The organism is Achromobacter sp. HNDS-1, from assembly GCF_040084795.1.
Classification (GTDB): Bacteria; Pseudomonadota; Gammaproteobacteria; order Burkholderiales; family Burkholderiaceae_B; genus Achromobacter; species Achromobacter ruhlandii.
The window spans coordinates 1,690,364-1,706,063 of record NZ_CP157584.1; the positions used below are offsets into that span (position 1 = coordinate 1,690,364).

The 15,700-nt window shown below is 66.9% G+C and carries 17 protein-coding genes; 10 read left to right on the forward strand and 7 right to left on the reverse strand.

The window, feature by feature from the left end; all coding sequences use genetic code 11:
- Positions 1-3: 3 nt before the first annotated feature.
- Together ABFG95_RS07720 and ABFG95_RS07725 are read right to left on the reverse strand one after the other, a co-directional pair.
- Complete coding sequence (locus ABFG95_RS07720; RefSeq protein WP_059272236.1) at positions 4-345, reverse strand: addiction module antidote protein; 342 nt, start codon at positions 343-345, stop codon at positions 4-6.
- Positions 342-677, reverse strand: a complete 336-nt coding sequence (locus ABFG95_RS07725; protein WP_278992793.1) for a type II toxin-antitoxin system RelE/ParE family toxin — start codon at positions 675-677, stop codon at positions 342-344. The genes ABFG95_RS07720 and ABFG95_RS07725 overlap by 4 nt, the downstream gene beginning before the upstream one ends.
- A 273-nt stretch (positions 678-950) precedes the next feature.
- On the opposite strand from ABFG95_RS07725, the gene ABFG95_RS07730 reads away from it, so the two are divergent.
- Positions 951-1,391, forward strand: coding sequence for a CBS domain-containing protein (locus ABFG95_RS07730; protein ID WP_054418651.1), 441 nt, complete (start codon positions 951-953; stop codon positions 1,389-1,391).
- Positions 1,392-1,424: 33 nt separating this feature from the next.
- Here the strand turns inward: ABFG95_RS07730 and ABFG95_RS07735 are convergent, their stop codons facing one another.
- Positions 1,425-2,189 (reverse strand): TSUP family transporter, encoded by a 765-nt coding sequence (locus ABFG95_RS07735; protein WP_054501153.1) that lies wholly within the window; start codon positions 2,187-2,189, stop codon positions 1,425-1,427.
- Between the two features lie 290 nt (positions 2,190-2,479).
- On the opposite strand from ABFG95_RS07735, the gene ABFG95_RS07740 reads away from it, so the two are divergent.
- The 4 genes from ABFG95_RS07740 (at position 2,480) to ABFG95_RS07755 (ending at position 8,017) form a co-directional block, all read left to right on the forward strand.
- Positions 2,480-3,364 carry an FxLYD domain-containing protein gene (locus tag ABFG95_RS07740; protein WP_348995710.1) on the forward strand — a complete coding sequence of 295 codons (885 nt, stop codon included), beginning with the start codon at positions 2,480-2,482 and terminating at the stop codon, positions 3,362-3,364.
- A gap of 46 nt (positions 3,365-3,410) precedes the next feature.
- Positions 3,411-4,253, forward strand: a complete 843-nt coding sequence (locus ABFG95_RS07745; protein ID WP_232732917.1) for an FxLYD domain-containing protein — start codon at positions 3,411-3,413, stop codon at positions 4,251-4,253.
- A 344-nt stretch (positions 4,254-4,597) separates the two neighbouring features.
- Entirely contained in the window at positions 4,598-7,189 is a 2,592-nt protein-coding gene (gene acnB / locus ABFG95_RS07750) for a bifunctional aconitate hydratase 2/2-methylisocitrate dehydratase (RefSeq protein WP_049075327.1), read from the forward strand.
- Between the two features lie 228 nt (positions 7,190-7,417).
- Positions 7,418-8,017, forward strand: coding sequence for a lipoprotein (locus ABFG95_RS07755; protein ID WP_049075332.1), 600 nt, complete (start codon positions 7,418-7,420; stop codon positions 8,015-8,017).
- A gap of 71 nt (positions 8,018-8,088) precedes the next feature.
- On the opposite strand, the gene ABFG95_RS07760 is transcribed toward ABFG95_RS07755, so the two are convergent.
- Positions 8,089-8,748, reverse strand: coding sequence for a thiopurine S-methyltransferase (locus ABFG95_RS07760; protein WP_348995711.1), 660 nt, complete (start codon positions 8,746-8,748; stop codon positions 8,089-8,091).
- 344 nt (positions 8,749-9,092) lie between these two features.
- Here ABFG95_RS07760 and ABFG95_RS07765 point away from each other — a divergent pair, with 344 nt between their 5' ends.
- The 3 genes from ABFG95_RS07765 (at position 9,093) to ABFG95_RS07775 (ending at position 11,474) form a co-directional block, all read left to right on the forward strand.
- A complete protein-coding gene (locus ABFG95_RS07765) occupies positions 9,093-9,638 on the forward strand; it encodes a fasciclin domain-containing protein (protein WP_049075338.1) in 546 nt (181 codons plus the stop codon).
- 214 nt (positions 9,639-9,852) lie between these two features.
- Positions 9,853-10,590, forward strand: a complete 738-nt coding sequence (locus tag ABFG95_RS07770) for a tetratricopeptide repeat protein (protein ID WP_348995712.1) — start codon at positions 9,853-9,855, stop codon at positions 10,588-10,590.
- A 74-nt stretch (positions 10,591-10,664) separates the two neighbouring features.
- Positions 10,665-11,474 (forward strand): hypothetical protein, encoded by an 810-nt coding sequence (locus ABFG95_RS07775; RefSeq protein ID WP_053086019.1) that lies wholly within the window; start codon positions 10,665-10,667, stop codon positions 11,472-11,474.
- Positions 11,475-11,498: 24 nt separating this feature from the next.
- On the opposite strand, the gene ABFG95_RS07780 is transcribed toward ABFG95_RS07775, so the two are convergent.
- From ABFG95_RS07780 to ABFG95_RS07790, 3 genes are all read right to left on the reverse strand, one after another.
- Positions 11,499-12,257 (reverse strand): YoaK family protein, encoded by a 759-nt coding sequence (locus ABFG95_RS07780; protein WP_049075341.1) that lies wholly within the window; start codon positions 12,255-12,257, stop codon positions 11,499-11,501.
- 9 nt (positions 12,258-12,266) lie between these two features.
- Positions 12,267-12,431, reverse strand: a complete 165-nt coding sequence (locus ABFG95_RS07785) for a hypothetical protein (protein WP_175146989.1) — start codon at positions 12,429-12,431, stop codon at positions 12,267-12,269.
- Positions 12,432-12,550: 119 nt separating this feature from the next.
- Positions 12,551-13,597 carry an aldo/keto reductase gene (locus ABFG95_RS07790; protein ID WP_348995713.1) on the reverse strand — a complete coding sequence of 349 codons (1,047 nt, stop codon included), beginning with the start codon at positions 13,595-13,597 and terminating at the stop codon, positions 12,551-12,553.
- A gap of 318 nt (positions 13,598-13,915) precedes the next feature.
- On the opposite strand from ABFG95_RS07790, the gene ABFG95_RS07795 reads away from it, so the two are divergent.
- Positions 13,916-14,863 (forward strand): AraC family transcriptional regulator, encoded by a 948-nt coding sequence (locus ABFG95_RS07795; protein WP_348995714.1) that lies wholly within the window; start codon positions 13,916-13,918, stop codon positions 14,861-14,863.
- Positions 14,864-15,118: 255 nt separating this feature from the next.
- The gene (locus ABFG95_RS07800; protein WP_049075351.1) at positions 15,119-15,682 is read left to right on the forward strand and encodes a DUF3455 domain-containing protein; all 564 of its coding nucleotides are present in this window, start codon (positions 15,119-15,121) and stop codon (positions 15,680-15,682) included.
- Positions 15,683-15,700: the final 18 nt, after the last annotated feature.

The window sequence follows — 15,700 nt, forward strand, 5'->3', positions numbered from 1 at the left end:
GTATCAGGCCTTCAGCGCGGCGCCCGCCGGCACCACGGACAGCCGCATGCCCACGGCATGCAGCACGGCCAGCAATGTCTTGAGCGTTGGATTTCCCTGAGGCGAAAGCGCGCGGTACAGGGCCTCCCGCGAGATGCCCGCCGCCGCCGCGACGGCGGCGACGCCGCCATAGGCTTCCGCCACGTCGCGCAACGCCAGCAAGCCGGCGGCGCGATGATCCGGATGGTCCAGTTCTTCCAGCGCCGCCTTCAGGTATTCGACCGCGAAATCGTGGTCCGCTCGCAATTCAGCGATGGTCTCCGCGGCATGGGAAACCGATGCGATGTCAGTGTGGCGATTGTTCATGCCTGCCTCTGCTTCCAGTCCGCCCAATAACGCCAGGCCAGTTCGATGTCGTGCCGCTGCGTGGCTTTCGCTCCCCCAGCCAGCAACACGATCAAATGAGCGCCATGCCTGCCGGCATAGACGCGATAACCCGGACCGATATCCAGACGAAACTCGATAACCCCCTGGCCGACGGCCCGCCAATCGCCCAGAAGCCCGGCGCCGATCCGCTTCAGGCGCACTTCGATCCACGCCCGCAACTTGGCGTCACCGAGTTCGCGCAACCACACGCCGAATGGCGATATGCCTTGCACAGTCACGTAGCGCCGCAACTCAATTGTCGCAACGGCCATGATGTAGCTTATAAATTACAGAAAAATTCCCAGGCAGGCAATCGGCTTTGACCATGAACGGAAAATATCGGAATCAAATGACATGGCGCGATGATCCCGCCCTCGGCCCCGTCCACGCTATTGTGGCTGACCGCAACGGTGAGGCACGCGAACTTGCGGCAATCCCGTCGCCGGGCTTAGGATGGAGCTACGGCCAGACCGTGCGCCGGCGCAAGGCATCCGGCGCGGGCTCGGGCCAGCGCTTGAACCTTGCCAGCGATTCGGGAGCACATCGTGAAGAAAGTTGCTGAGATTCTGAGGGAAAAGGCCAACCCGCCCGTCGTGACCGTCTCGCCGGACTCGTCCGTGTATGACGCCATCAAGACCATGGCCGAACGCAGCATCGGCGCCGTGGTGGTGGCGGACGGCGACGAGGTGCTGGGCATGCTCACCGAGCGCGACTACGCCCGTAAGATCGTGCTGCAGGATCGCTCGTCGCGCACCACCAAGGTTCGCGAGATCATGACCGATTCGGTCTTCTACGTGCGCCCGGAAGACACACGTGAACACTGCATGGCCCTGATGACCGAGCGCCACTTCCGCCACCTTCCCGTCATCCAGGACAAGAAACTGGTGGGTCTGGTGTCCATCGGCGACCTGGTCAAGGACGTCATGAGCGAACAGAAGTTCATCATCACCGAACTCGAGCGCTACATCTCGGGCGAACACGGCTGAGCGCCCGCGGCAGCGGCGGAGGATCCCTCGCGGCTAACCCGCCGCGAGGAGCCGCGACGCCGGCACCACCAGGCCCAGCCCGGCCGCCAGCAGCAGCACGAACACCATCCGCTTGACAGTCTTCATCGACCCGGCGGTGGCATAGCGGCGCGCCACCCACGTCACCCCGATCACCACGGGCAGCGCCTGCAGGCTCAGCCAGAACGAGCTCGCCATGAAGGCGCCCTGGCCCGTCACGAGCGCCAGGCGCACCACGGCATTCAGCGAAAACAGCACCAACAGGCTGTTGCGGATGGAAGCCAGCGGCAGCGGCTGACGGTACAGGTGATAGACCATGGGGGGACCGGCGCTCGAAAACAAGCCGCCCAGCACGCCCGAAACCCCGCCGAAGAACAGGAACGACGCGCGCGACGACAGGCGCGCCAGGGGCTGGGTACGCGCCACCAGCAACACGGCGCAGGCCATGATGGTGACGCCCAGCAGCAATTGCAGCAACACCGCCATGGCGCCGCTGATCCAGGCGAGTGCGGTCACGCCGACGGCCACGCCGGCAAGGCTGCTGACCAGCGCCGGCGCCATCAACGGCCAGTTGACCTGCGGCTTGGCGCGGGCCAGCGTCACGGCGGCGTTCACCAGCGACAGGACGCTGACCACATTGGCCACCTCCGGCACGGACGCCAGTTGGAACACGCCCGACAGGCCCAGCAGCACCAGTCCGAAGGCGAAGCCGGTCATGGTCTGGGCGTAGGTTGCCAGCGCCACGCAGGCGAGAAACAACAGGTGTTGGAGAATGCTCATGCTGGGGGAGAGCCTGACCTGCCTCGGCTCGGCCCCGCCGCGAAAGATCGCGGCCTGAAGCGGAACGACTGGGGAACGGCGTATTCAAGAGGGGCATTCGACGCCGGCGATGATAGCACCGGGCCAGGGGCCGTCCGGGCATTTCGCCTACATTTTGTAATAATCAGATGCGCTCATGCACCCCGCCGCCCGCGCCCGGCCGCTATCCTTGCGGCCCAGTAAGCCCGCCGCGCCCGGCTCGGCCGCGCCATCCCGGCGCCGCCCCGGACGCGGTCCGCCTGTCTCCACGCATGACGCCCAAACAGACCACGATCAACACGGTGACGCTGACCTGCTCGACTTGCGGCAGCGCCCAGTTCACCAAGCTCGACACCAACGAGTACCAGTGCAGCCATTGCCACGCGGTCACCCTGGTCGAAGACAACGTCGCCCAGCGCCTGGAGAAGATCCTGCGCGGAATGCAGCAACCGGCGCCCGCCGCCAGGCTGCAACCGGCCGCGGTGGCCGCGATCGTGCTGGCGGTGCTCGCCGCGATCCTGGTGCCGCTCGCGGCTTCCTTGTTCAACACTGGCTCCTCGACCCGCTCGCCTTCGCGCGCGGCGCCCCCGCCCATCGATGCCGCGCTGGTCAAGCTGACGGATGTGCAGGAAGTTCGCGCACGCGGCCGCAACCAGCTGGTGATGCTGATGCGCAACGAGACCGGCAAGAAGATCGACGCGCCGCGCGTCACCGCCACGTTCTACCAGGGCGAGCTGACCCTGTCCTCTTCCTCGGGTTCGCCGATGGCGCGCACCCTGCTGCCTGGTGAATACACGCCGGTGACGATTTCCCTGCCCGATACCGCCTACAGCCGCTACACCCTGAAGCCGGCCACGCCGTCGCTGGCGCACAGCAGCGCCCGCGAGGTCGCCGCCGACAAGTTGCAGTTGGTACGCAACGACGGCGCCTACCGCCTGGTGGGCCTGCTGCGCAACAAGGGCAGTGTCGCCGCCAGCAGCACCCAGGTGACGGTGATGCTGTACGACGAGGACGGCAAGCTGATCGGCACCGGCAATGGCTACGGTTCGGCCAGTCCGCTCGCCCCCGGCGCGCTGACCTCGTTCGATGTGCGCTGCGACATGCTGGCCGAAGGCAAGGTCGGATCCTACGATTACATGGTGCAAAGTGAAGGCTGACCGTTCCCCCGCGCGGCCCCTGTCGCGGCCTGCCCGGGCCGGGCTGGTGCTGATTATCGTCGCCGCTGGCGGCTACGCCCTGGCCAAGTACAACGGCCTGCTGCCCTGGGACGCGCCCAAGACCGTCCAGGCCGCGCCGGCGCCCGCCGCCTCGGCGCCGGTTTCCCCAGACCCCGCCAGCCGCATCGTGCGTGTCAGCCCCGCCAATCCCCGCATCATCGACGACGTGCGATTGACCACGGCCGAACTGCTCGATCCGGACTTCGCCCTCTTCGATCCGGCGGCGCTGACCTTATCCCCGCCGCGCCGCCTGCTGGACGAGATCGAGCGCCCGCTGCTGCTGGCCGAGGTGGTCAACCGCAGCGACAAATATGTGGCGCTGTCGCCCGGCATGGAAATCTCCGTGTTCGACGGCTCGCGCCCCCTGCGGCTACGTCAGGAATGGTCGCTGCCGGCCATGCTGTACCCTGGCGAGCGCATTCCGGTGCTGCTGAACGGCGAGAACTTCGAACGCTATTCCGAAGTCAAGACCAGCTGGAAGCCCGCCAAGCGCGCGGCCCTGCCCGGCACCCGGCCGGCGCTGGACATCAGCGTCGAAAATACCGAGGCCGGCATCGGCACCGGCACGCTGAATTTCACCTACCGCTACCGCTACAAGTACGTTACGGTGCATGGCCGGGTACGCAACAACGACAGCGCCGAAATCGACAACGTGAAGGTCTGGGTCAGCCTCTACGACGCCCAGGACAAGCTGACCGGCGCGCGCTACTCGGAGCTGCGCCTGCCCAAGCTCAAGCCGGGTGAAAGCGCCCCGTTCCAGCTGGACGTCAAGCAGTACGGCGCCAACTTCGCCCGCGTGGGCGTGGTGTACGACGCCAAGGCCAACTGATCCCGCGCCCGGCGGTCCGCCCGACCGCCCGCCAGAGCCTTCTCATTTATCAGCACGGGCTTGCGCCACCCGAGCGCAAGCGCAAGCACAGACTTGGGGCTGGCAGCCGCGCTCGCGGCTGCCGCCGCCGCAGTCTCGCTTCGGCGTGCCCATCCCTGAATCGCCCCCGTTTTCTGCCCTGATGGGCCGCCCCGCGCCACGCCGCCCACGCCCGGCGTGGCCCGCAGGCAACGGCTATCGACTCAAGTCTTATATAAGATATAAGACATTTGCTTGCGCCCCCCTCTTCCCTCTACAATTCCGGCGACAACCCTTCTTCCAACCCGACTTTGAGCAGGCCTCACATGCTGGATACTTACCGCCAACACGTTGCCGAACGCGCGGCCCTGGGGATCCCCCCGCTGCCCCTGACGGCAAAACAAACCGCTGAACTGATCGAACTGCTGAAGAACCCGCCCGCGGGCGAAGAGCAGAACCTGGTCGATCTGCTGACCCACCGTGTTCCGGCCGGCGTGGACGATGCCGCCAAGGTCAAGGCCTCGTACCTGGCCGCCGTGGCCCTGGGCACCGAAGCTTGTGCCCTGATCAGCCGCGCCAAGGCGACCGAACTGCTCGGCACCATGCTGGGCGGCTACAACATTGGCCCGCTGGTCCAACTGCTCGACGACAAGGAAATCGGCACCATCGCCGCCGACGCCCTGAAAAAGACCCTGCTGATGTTCGACGCCTTCCATGACGTGAAGGAAAAGGCCGACAAGGGCAACGCCAACGCCAAGTCCGTGCTGCAGAGCTGGGCCGACGCCGAATGGTTCACCAGCCGTCCGGAACTGCCCGAAAGCCTGACCATCACGGTCTTCAAGGTGCCCGGCGAAACCAACACCGACGACCTGTCGCCGGCCCCGGACGCCACCACCCGCCCCGACATCCCGATGCACGCCCTGGCGATGCTCAAGAACAAGCGCGACGGCGCCGCGTTCGAACCGGAAGAAGACGGCAAGCGCGGTCCCGTGAAGTTCATCGAGTCGCTCAAGGACAAGGGTCACCTGGTCGCCTACGTCGGCGACGTGGTCGGCACCGGCTCCTCGCGCAAGTCGGCCACCAACTCGGTGCTGTGGTTCACCGGCGAAGACATCCCCTTCGTGCCGAACAAGCGTTTCGGCGGCGTGTGCCTGGGCAACAAGATCGCCCCGATCTTCTACAACACCATGGAAGACGCCGGCGCCCTGCCGATCGAACTCGACGTTTCCAAGATGGAAATGGGCGACGTGGTCGAGCTGCGCCCCTATGAAGGCAAGGCGATCAAGAATGGCGAAGTCATCGCCGAATTCGAAGTCAAATCCGACGTGCTGTTCGACGAAGTGCGCGCCGGCGGCCGCATTCCGCTGATCATCGGCCGCGGCCTGACCGCCAAGGCGCGCGAAGCGCTGGGCCTGCCGCCGTCGACGCTGTTCCGCCTGCCCAAGGACCCGGCCGACACCGGCAAGGGCTTCTCGCTGGCCCAAAAGATGGTCGGTCGCGCCTGCGGCCTGCCGGAAGGCCGCGGCATCCGCCCGGGCACCTACTGCGAACCGAAGATGACCTCGGTCGGCAGCCAGGACACCACCGGCCCCATGACCCGCGACGAACTCAAGGACCTGGCCTGCCTGGGCTTCTCGGCCGACCTGGTGATGCAGTCGTTCTGCCACACCGCCGCCTACCCCAAGCCCGTGGACGTCAAGACGCACCACACGCTGCCCGAGTTCATCAGCACCCGCGGCGGCGTCTCGCTGCGTCCGGGCGACGGCGTGATCCACTCGTGGCTGAACCGCATGCTGTTGCCCGACACCGTCGGCACCGGCGGCGACTCGCACACCCGCTTCCCGATCGGCATTTCGTTCCCGGCCGGCTCGGGCCTGGTCGCCTTCGCCGCCGCCACCGGCGTGATGCCGCTGGACATGCCGGAATCGGTGCTGGTCCGCTTCAAGGGCAAGCTGCAGCCCGGCGTCACCCTGCGTGACCTGGTCAACGCCATTCCGCTGTACGCCATCAAGCAGGGCCTGCTGACGGTCGCCAAGCAAGGCAAGAAGAACATCTTCTCCGGCCGCATCCTGGAAATCGAAGGCCTGCCCGACCTGAAGGTCGAGCAAGCCTTCGAACTGTCGGACGCCTCGGCCGAGCGTTCGGCCGCCGGCTGCTCGGTGCGCCTGAACAAGGAACCGATCATCGAGTACATCAACAGCAACATCGTGATGCTCAAGTGGATGATCGCCAACGGCTACGAAGACGAGCGCACGCTGGGTCGCCGCATCAAGGCGATGGAAGCGTGGCTGGCCAATCCCCAGTTGCTGGAACCGGACGCCGACGCCGAGTACGCCGCCGTCATTGAAATCGACCTGGCCGACGTGCACGAGCCCATCGTGGCCTGCCCGAACGACCCGGACGACGTCAAGACGCTGTCGGAAGTCGCCGGCGCCAAGATCGACGAAGTGTTCATCGGCAGCTGCATGACCAACATCGGCCACTTCCGCGCGGCGTCCAAGCTGCTCGAAGGCAAGCGCGACATCCCGGTCAAGCTGTGGGTGGCCCCGCCCACCAAGATGGATGCCACGCAACTGACCGAGGAAGGCCACTACGGCGTGTTCGGCACGGCCGGCGCCCGTACCGAAATGCCGGGCTGCTCGCTGTGCATGGGTAACCAGGCGCAGGTCCGCGAAGGCGCGACGGTGATGTCCACCAGCACCCGCAACTTCCCGAACCGCCTGGGCAAGAACACCAACGTGTACCTGGGTTCGGCCGAACTGGCCGCGATCTGCTCGAAGCTGGGCCGCATCCCGACCAAGGACGAGTACATGGCCGACATGGGCGTCATCAACAAGAGCGGCGACCAGATCTACCAGTACCTGAACTTCGACAAGATCGCCGACTACAAGGACGTGGCGGACGTGATCGAGGTGTAACCTCGCCACGCAGGCACCCCTGTGACACGGCCCCGGAGCGATCCGGGGCCGTTTTCATTTGGGGCGCCAAAGTGGCAAACCGCCCGAGAGATCTCCGGCCTGAGCGGCGCGATGCGAATAAAAAAATCGGGGGCGGAACTTTCCCATCGATACGTTTTCATACAATCACTGCGAATCGTGACACGCAAAACGTAACCGCCGCCCGCCGGCGCCTGGAGAAGACCACCAATGACACGGCTCTTGATGCCGCTGCCGCTGCTGGCCGCGCTTGCCGGCTGCGCCACCGCCCCGCCGTCGAATCCGGAGAACATCTGCGCCATCTTCCGCGAGAAGCCGGACTGGCACGACGCCGCGCTCAAGGTGCAGAAGAAATGGGGCGCGCCGGTGCCGGTGCCGATGGCGATGATGTACCAGGAGTCCAGCTTCAAGCAGGACGCGGTGCCGCCGCGCTACTACTTCCTGGGCATCATCCCGTGGGGCCGCGTCAGTTCCGCCTATGGCTACGCCCAGGCCAAGGACGAGACCTGGGACGACTACAAGAAGGATGCCGGCGGCTGGGGCTCCAGCCGTGACAATTTCGCTGACGCACTGGATTTCATGGGCTGGTACATGAACAAGACCCAGCGCCTGAACGGCATCTCCAAGTCCGACGCCTATGGCCAGTACCTGAACTACCACGAAGGCTGGACCGGATACCGCAATCGGAGCTACGACCGCAAGGCATGGCTGAAGACGGTGTCAAGGAAAGTGCAGGCGCGCGCCGACAAATTCGCCAGCCAGTACAAGAGCTGCGAGAAGGACCTGACGCGAGGCGGCTGGTTCTTCTGAACCGCCGGGCCGGGCGCGAGGCAAGGCGGCGAGCCGCCCTGCCCCAGCGGCCGGCGCCGCCGGGCCGCGCCTCAGGCCTGCACGCCCAGCCGATAGACGACCGTATCCAGCCGGCGCACGCCGCGTTCGGCGAACTTGGGTTCCTTGGCCAGGATGTCGCGGCGATCGATGATCACCGCGGGCGCGACGCCGCTGAACAGCGTCCGCATCTCACTGTCCAATACCGCGAAGGGCGGCCCGTCCATCTCTTCCTGCGGATAATCGAGGGTGATCAGCAGGCCGCGATAACCGGGGGCAAGTTGCCCGTAGACGTGGCGTACGTACTCGCCCCGCATCTCCCTGGGCAGCGCGACCAGCGCCGCGCGGTCGTAGGCGCCGACGCAATGCGACAGCAGCGGCGCATCGAGCTTGAAGATGTCGCCGCGGATGATTTCGATATTGCCCGCCACATAGTGGCTGCCGTAGGCACTTTCGTGAATCAAGGGCTTGAGTTCGTTCTCGACGAAGAACTGCTCGACCGCCAGTTGCGACAGTTCCACGCCCAGCACCTGGAAGCCTTGCGCCGCCAGCCAGACCATGTCCAGCGACTTGCCGCACAAGGGCACAAGCACCTTGCCGCCCGCGGGCACCGAGAGTGTCGGCCAGTATTTCTGCAGCAGCGGCGTCACTCGTGTTTGATGAAAATGCGTGCGCCCGTCGCGCCAGCGTTCCAACCAGAATTCCGCGTCCATGTTTGTTCTTATCCTCCGGAAAATAGCGAATCGCGTGATTCGCGGCAGCGCCGCGCGCCGGTGCGCGGCCTGGCAATCACCTCTTTGATGCTACCTGTCCGCGACCGGAACCACCCTGCGAACAAGCGCCAGAAAGGCGTGCTTACCGCTGCCCGGCGGCGGCAGCGCCCCGGTCGGGCGCCGGTTTTCTCATTGTAGTGATCCTGGCAATTTCGGCAGCGGGCCCGCGCCTGCCAGCGCCGGGCGATCGCGCCTACCTAGGGTTTGCTCCAGGTCGCCGAGCGCATCCAGCCAGAGGGCTGTCCCGTATGTGCAGGCGACGGCCAACCAAAAAGGAGATCGTCATGAAATTGCTAGCTTCGATTGCCATCGCCAGCTCCGCCTTGACCCTGGCACCCACCTATGCGGCCGACGTGATGGTCGGGGGCCAACCGATGATGCCCGCCAAGACCATCGTCGCAAACGCGGTCAACTCCGCCGACCACACCACCCTGGTGGCCGCCGTCAAGGCCGCCGGCCTGGTGGACACGCTGCAGGGCAAGGGTCCGTTCACGGTGTTCGCCCCCACCAACGCCGCCTTCGCCAAGCTGCCGGCCGGCACGGTCGACACCCTGGTCAAGCCCGAGAACAAGGCCACCCTGACCAAGATCCTGACCTACCACGTCGTGCCGGGCAAGCTGGACTTCGACGCGCTGGCCGCCAAGGCCAGAAAGGGCGGCGTCACCGAGCTGACCACCGCCAGCGGCGGCAAGCTTTGGGTGATGATGAACGGCAAGCACAACCTCATCGTCAAGGACGAGAAAGGCGGCGTCGCCAACATCAGCACCTACGACGTCTACCAGTCCAACGGCGTGATCCACGTGATCGACAACGTGCTCATGCCCAAATGAGCCTATCTCCCCCTCCGCTGCCGCGAGGTGCGGCCAGGAAGGGAGCCACGGGACGGCCCGGCCTCATCGCCGGGCCGTCCGGTCGTGGCGAACGCCGGCGCGATTTCGGGATATCGTAAGGGGCCCAGGCCCCATTTTCCCGTCCCTCATGATCGCAACGCCGCATCGTCCTTTTCGATTGTCGCCAGGAAGGCGGCACGCCGCGGCATGGCGGGTGGCCGGGCGCCCCGGCAGGTATTTACACGCCCTGATCGGCTGCCTGCTGGCCGCCCTGCTGCTGGCGGGCCACGCCGCCGCCCGCGCGCAAGCGCAGCCGCCGCTGGAATTCGACAACGCCTACCAGGCCGAATTGGCCGCCGAGAGCGCCGCCTTGCGCGCCCGCATCCAGCAATGGCCCGCGCCGCTGCGGGAAATGAACCAGCAGATCTCCGCCGCGCTGCGCGGCAACGACCCGGCGCAGGCGCAGCGCATCGCCGAAGCCCTGTCGCAACGCGATCCCGGCAATGCCGACGTCAGGAACTTCCTGGGCAAGCTGCAAACGGTCAACGGCCAACCCGCCGCGGCGCTGGAACGGTTCGACGAAGCGATCAGGCTGGACCCGGACAACCGCTGGTTCTACGTGAACAAGGCCGGCGTCCAGGCCGAGCTGCGGGACCTGCCCAGCGCGCTGGCCACGGCGCGGAGCCTGACGCAGCGCTATCCGCAATGGAGCATCGGCCTGAACCTGGAAGCCGCCTTGCTGGACGGCCTGGGCCGCACGGCCGACGCCCTCAAGACATACGAGCGGGCCGTGGCGGCGGCGCCGCCCAGCGCCCAGATACTGACCAACCAGGGCATGCTGCAACGGCGGCTGGGCCGCCAGGCGGACGCGCGCGCCAGCTACGAGGCGGCGCTGCGGCTGCAACCCGGCTATTCCCGCGCGGCCGCCGAGCTGGCATCGCTGCCGCGCTAGCGCCGCTTCTTTCGACGTTTCTCGCTCCGCCTTGCCGTGACGCGCAAGCCATCCGCCGCCAAAGGAGTCCCCCCATGTCTCGCACACCGCCCGCCCTGCCGCGCTCCGCGCAGCCTGTTCTCGTCTCCCCGCCCCGGCGCGCGCTGACGCTGGCAATGGCGGCCTTGGCCTGCGCGCCGCTGCGCATCGCGTCAGCGGCGGGCCCTGCCGCGCCGAATGAGCGCGATGCCATCATCCGCCAGGTCTTCCGGGCGGATCCGGCGAGCCTTCGCTACGGCGCGGACCACGCCAGGCTGATGCGCGGACTGGGCGTGATCTGGATTCCCGTGGAGTCCGGCGCGCCCGGCATCGAGTTCGAACGGCCGTTGAGCGACAAGGACACGATCGCCGCGGCGATGGCATTGCTGGGCACGTCCGATCGAAGCCTGGCGACGCGCCGCCTGGCGCAAGTGTGCCGGCTGGTGCCGGCCTATGTGCGCGACATCAGCCGCCTGCCCCCCGGCCGCTATACGCTGCCGCCGCAACGGCGCGAAGCCTTCGACTTCCCCGACAGTGGCGTCGATGCGCAGGGCCGCTTCGAACTGCGGCGCGAGCACCTGACGCTGCTGCGCGCGGCGAACTGGCGCGAGGCCGGTCCGGGCGAGCTGGACGCGGTGCTGCGCGAGGGCGACGCCTTCTGGCCGATGCCCTTCATCGACGGCAAGCGCCCGTATGGGGACAGCAGCCACTACCAAATCGACATGGCCCGGCTGCTTGGCGCCCCCTATCCGAAGGGCGCCGATGGCCGTGCCATCACCGATCCCGCCAAGGATGCGCGCCTGGAAAAGCTACATTGGCAGACGGCGGCGGCGCTGCAGGTCTTGCTGGCCAACGCCAAGACCTGAGCCGCGCGCGGTCGCCGGCGTGCGCTAGGGACGCGCGAAGAAATGGCGGATGTCGTCGGCCACCGGCACCGCCGCCAGCACCATCAGGAACAACGCCAGCGGCACGGTCGAACCGAAGCCGTAGTGGAAGAAGGAATAGGCGCCCGTCACGCCGCCAGCGAAAAACAGCGTGACCATCGTGCTCAGCACGATCAGCTTGCCGCGGTCGGCCCGCACCGGGGCCGCGCCGGCCTTGTCCTCGTGCGCCAGGTTCCAGTAGAACAGCTTGCCCAGTTCAATGCCGATGTCGGTGACCATGCCGGTCACGTGGGTCGTGCGGATCTCGGACTTGGACACCTTGGTGATCATCGCGTTCTGCAGGCCCATGATGTAGCACAGCAGCATCACGGTGCCGGGCACGTAGAACCAGCGCAGGTTCTCGAGGTTCGCCCCCAGCAGGCCGAAGGCCAGCAGCAGCACCGCCTCGAGCATCAGCGGCAGGGCGAACTCGCTGGCCAGGTGCGTGCGCCGGCCGAAATTGATCAGCGAGGCCGAGGTGGCCGCCCCCGCCACGAACGACAGCAGCGCGGCCATTCCTTGCACCACCACGGCCAGGCCGCCCAGCACCATGTGATCGGCGATCATCGACACGATGCCCGACATGTGCGAGGTGTACTGCTGCACGGCCAGGAAGCCGCCCGCGTTGACGGCGCCGGCGATGAAGGTCAGGAAATACGCCAGCCGCCGGTTGGCCTGGGGCGTACGGCTGACCGCCGTGAGTTGGCGCAGGAAGGGGATGGCCACGGCGACGCGTCAATGCACGCGGAAAGGGGCGTCGTCCATGGAACCACTCCCTTTCTCGACGCCGCGCCTGGCGCCGCCACCATCGAACGACGGCGTGGCCGCCGCCGTGGCCGTGTCGGCCAACGCGACCCTCATAATCACCGCCCGGCCGGCGGCGCGCGCGTGGCGCTTCATAACGGGGACTCCCGGGAAAAGAGCGGCGCGGCCGGCGAACGGGCCGCGCCCGGTTCCTGGATTCTACTCGCCCCGCCGGCGGAACATGGCGCTGCCGCCCTTTCCCGGTCCAACTCCGCTCACGCGGCGTTCGACTCCCGCAACTGCTGCCGGCGGAACTCGCCCTGGCGCGTGAACATCCATCCCGGATACTCGGGCGGCAAGGCGCTCACCTGATCCAACGCCGCCAGCTCTTGCGCCGTCAGTCGGATATCCGTGGCCGCCAGATTGTCATCGAGCTGCTCGACCCGCGTGGCGCCGATGATGACGCTGGTGACCGCCCGCTGGTGCAGCAGCCATGCCAGCGCCACTTGCGCCACCGATACGCCGCGCGCCTCGGCCACCTGGCGCAAGACGTCGATGCTGTCGAAGGCACGCTCGCGGTCGACGGGCGGAAAGTCAAACTGCGCGCGGCGGTCGCCGGCGGCCGCCTGGCCATCGCGGCTGTACTTGCCACTGAGCAGGCCGCCCGCCAACGGGCTCCACACCATCAGGCCGACTCCCTCGCTTTGCAGCATGGGCACGATCTCGCGCTCCAGGTCGCGGCCGGCGACGGTGTAGTAGGCCTGCAGGGATTCGAAGCGGGCCAGGCCCAGGCGCTCGGCAATGCCGAGCGCCTTCATGATCTGCCAGGCCGCCCAGTTGGACACGCCGACGTAGCGCACGTGGCCATGCTGCACCAGGTTGTCGAGCGCCCGTACGGTCTCCTCGATGGGCGTGGCCGGATCGAAACCGTGAATCTGGTAGAGGTCGATATGGTCCAGTTGCAGGCGGGCCAGGCTTTTCTTGACGCTCTCCATGATATGGAAACGCGAATTGCCGCGTGCGTTCACGCCCGGGCCGGTCTGGCCGAACACCTTGGTGGCGATGACCACGTCGTCGCGCGCGACCTTCAGGTCGCGCAACGCCTGCCCCGTGATGATCTCGGAACGACCTTCTGAATACACGTCGGCCGTGTCGATGAAGTTGACGCCGGCCTCCAGCGCGCGGCCCACCAGCCGGTTGGCGTCCTCCTGCTGCAGGGCGCCGATCTTGCTCCACAGCTCGCCTTCGCCGCCGAAGGTCATCGTGCCCAGGCACAGTTCTGAAACGAACAGGCCGGTGTTGCCGAATTTCTTGTACCGCATGATTGCACTCCTTCCAGGGCACGGCGCGCCGCCGGCCCGGGATGGGACGGCACCGGCGCACGTCCGGGGTGGAAACAGTATGCGGTGCCGGGGCGGCCGCGGGCGATGCTCGATCCTGCCCTTTTTTTGCCTGATTCTCCGGGCCGCCCGCGCCCGGCGGGACATGCGCCCGATCCTCCATATTTTTTGCCCATTTCTCCGCGCCCGGCTTCGAGACCGAACGCATGCCACTAGTTGGGTCTACACTCGACATCGCCTGATCCTCCGGCGTCCCGCCCGCCCCGCGCGTGCGCAGGCGCCTTGCCCGGAGCCCCGCACATGCCTTCCGCCCCCACCCATATCTCCGCCCCGTCAACGGCCGCATTCGAGCCCGCCCGGCACGAATTGCTGTGCCTGCTCGAACGCATGACTGGCTCGCTCGAGGGTTCACTCGACACCCCCATCGAGGGCCTGTACCTGCACCGCATCTCCCAGCCGACCGGCCCCAAGCCGGCCCTGCAGAAGGCGGCGCTGGCGGTCATCGCGCAAGGATCCAAGCGCGTGCTGATCGGCGACGAAGCCTATGAGTACGATCCGTTCCACTACCTGATCTCGTCCGTCGATCTGCCGGTGGTGGCCAAGGTCTCGGTCGCCAGCCCCTCCCTGCCTTACCTGGGCTTGCGGCTGGATCTGAACCCGGAGGAAATCACCGCGCTCATCAGCGATGAAAACCTGCCGCCGCTGCTGCCGGCCGAAGCCTCGCGCGCCATGTGCGTCAATCCACTCGGCGGCACGCTGCTGGACGTGATGCTGCGCCTGCTGCGGCTGCTCGAGACGCCGCGTGACATCCCCATCCTGGCGCCCATGGTCAAGCGCGAGCTGCTGTATCGCCTGCTGATGAACGGCCAGGGCATGGTGCTGCGCCAGACCGTGCTGCAGGACAGCCAGCTAAACCGCGTGGCCAAGGCGATCCGCATCCTGCGCGACAACTACGCGCTGCCGCTGCGGGTCGAGGAGATCGCCCGCGACGTGCACATGAGCGTGTCGTCGCTGCATCATCATTTCAAGCAGGCTACCGCCATGAGCCCGCTGCAGTACCAGAAGCACCTGCGGCTGCAGGAAGCGCGCCGCCTGATGCTGACCGATGACGCGGGCGTGGCGCTGGCCGCGCACGCGGTGGGCTATGAAAGCTCGTCGCAATTCAGCCGCGAGTACAGCCGCCTGTTCGGCTTCCCGCCCCTGCGCGACAAACAGCGCTGGAAGGACGAAGCGCTGGCCGCCACCTGATTCTTCGGCGGGGCCGCCGCCATCGCATGGCGACGACCGGGCGGGCCGCCATCGGCGATAAATTGGAGCCCCCTCCGCAAAGGCCGCCGCGTCACGCCGTCCGCGATGCGAACATCAGCACAGCACAGATGGCAGCCCCTCAAAAAAAATCCGACCGGCCTGCATCCGAATCGGTCTCTCGCGTGTAGTACCTGCAACGGCGCGCATTCCGCGTGTCGTTGCAGACAGATCCCCTCTACCCGCAGGAGACCGCTCATGAATACTCGCCTCCCCCTCCGCCGTCCTGGCGCCGGCCTGTTCGCCACCGCCATCCTGGCCGCGTGCGGCACGCTTGGCGCCTTCCAGGCCATGGCGTACTCGCAGGACGCGCTGCCCGCCGAAGTCCGTGTACCCAATGGCCACAAAGTAGCCTGGGAAACCGTGGGCAAGGGTGAAATCACCTACGAATGCCGCGCCAAGGCCGACGCGAAAGACCAGGCTGAATGGGTCTTCGCCGGTCCCAAGGCCGTCCTGAACGACCGCCAGGGCAAGCAGGTCGGCACGTACTACGGCCCTCCCGCCACGTGGGAAGCGGCGGACGGCTCCAAGCTGACCGGCACCCAGGTCGCCGTGGCGCCCGCCGGCGCGGGCAACTTGCCCTATCAATTGGTCAAGGCCAATCCCGCCATGGGCGCGGGCGCCTTGACGGGCGTGGCCTATATCCAGCGCACGGCACTCAAGGGCGGCGTGGCGCCGCAGACGCCGTGCACGACCGCGACCCTGGGCCAGCGCAGCCAGGTCGCCTACCAGGCCGACTACATTTTCTGGAAGGCGGACTGACACGGCGGGGCTTGGCGG

Bases quoted from the DNA above. Each gene is read 5' to 3' on its own strand.
- ABFG95_RS07720 (WP_059272236.1), bottom strand. From the start codon at position 345: ATGAACAATCGCCACACTGACATCGCATCGGTTTCCCATGCCGCGGAG.
- ABFG95_RS07725 (WP_278992793.1), bottom strand. From the start codon at position 677: ATGGCCGTTGCGACAATTGAGTTGCGGCGCTACGTGACTGTGCAAGGC.
- ABFG95_RS07735 (WP_054501153.1), bottom strand. From the start codon at position 2,189: ATGAGCATTCTCCAACACCTGTTGTTTCTCGCCTGCGTGGCGCTGGCA.
- ABFG95_RS07740 (WP_348995710.1), top strand. From the start codon at position 2,480: ATGACGCCCAAACAGACCACGATCAACACGGTGACGCTGACCTGCTCG.
- acnB (WP_049075327.1), top strand. From the start codon at position 4,598: ATGCTGGATACTTACCGCCAACACGTTGCCGAACGCGCGGCCCTGGGG.
- ABFG95_RS07755 (WP_049075332.1), top strand. From the start codon at position 7,418: ATGACACGGCTCTTGATGCCGCTGCCGCTGCTGGCCGCGCTTGCCGGC.
- ABFG95_RS07760 (WP_348995711.1), bottom strand. From the start codon at position 8,748: ATGGACGCGGAATTCTGGTTGGAACGCTGGCGCGACGGGCGCACGCAT.
- ABFG95_RS07765 (WP_049075338.1), top strand. From the start codon at position 9,093: ATGAAATTGCTAGCTTCGATTGCCATCGCCAGCTCCGCCTTGACCCTG.
- ABFG95_RS07775 (WP_053086019.1), top strand. From the start codon at position 10,665: ATGTCTCGCACACCGCCCGCCCTGCCGCGCTCCGCGCAGCCTGTTCTC.
- ABFG95_RS07785 (WP_175146989.1), bottom strand. From the start codon at position 12,431: ATGAAGCGCCACGCGCGCGCCGCCGGCCGGGCGGTGATTATGAGGGTC.
- ABFG95_RS07790 (WP_348995713.1), bottom strand. From the start codon at position 13,597: ATGCGGTACAAGAAATTCGGCAACACCGGCCTGTTCGTTTCAGAACTG.
- ABFG95_RS07795 (WP_348995714.1), top strand. From the start codon at position 13,916: ATGCCTTCCGCCCCCACCCATATCTCCGCCCCGTCAACGGCCGCATTC.
- ABFG95_RS07800 (WP_049075351.1), top strand. From the start codon at position 15,119: ATGAATACTCGCCTCCCCCTCCGCCGTCCTGGCGCCGGCCTGTTCGCC.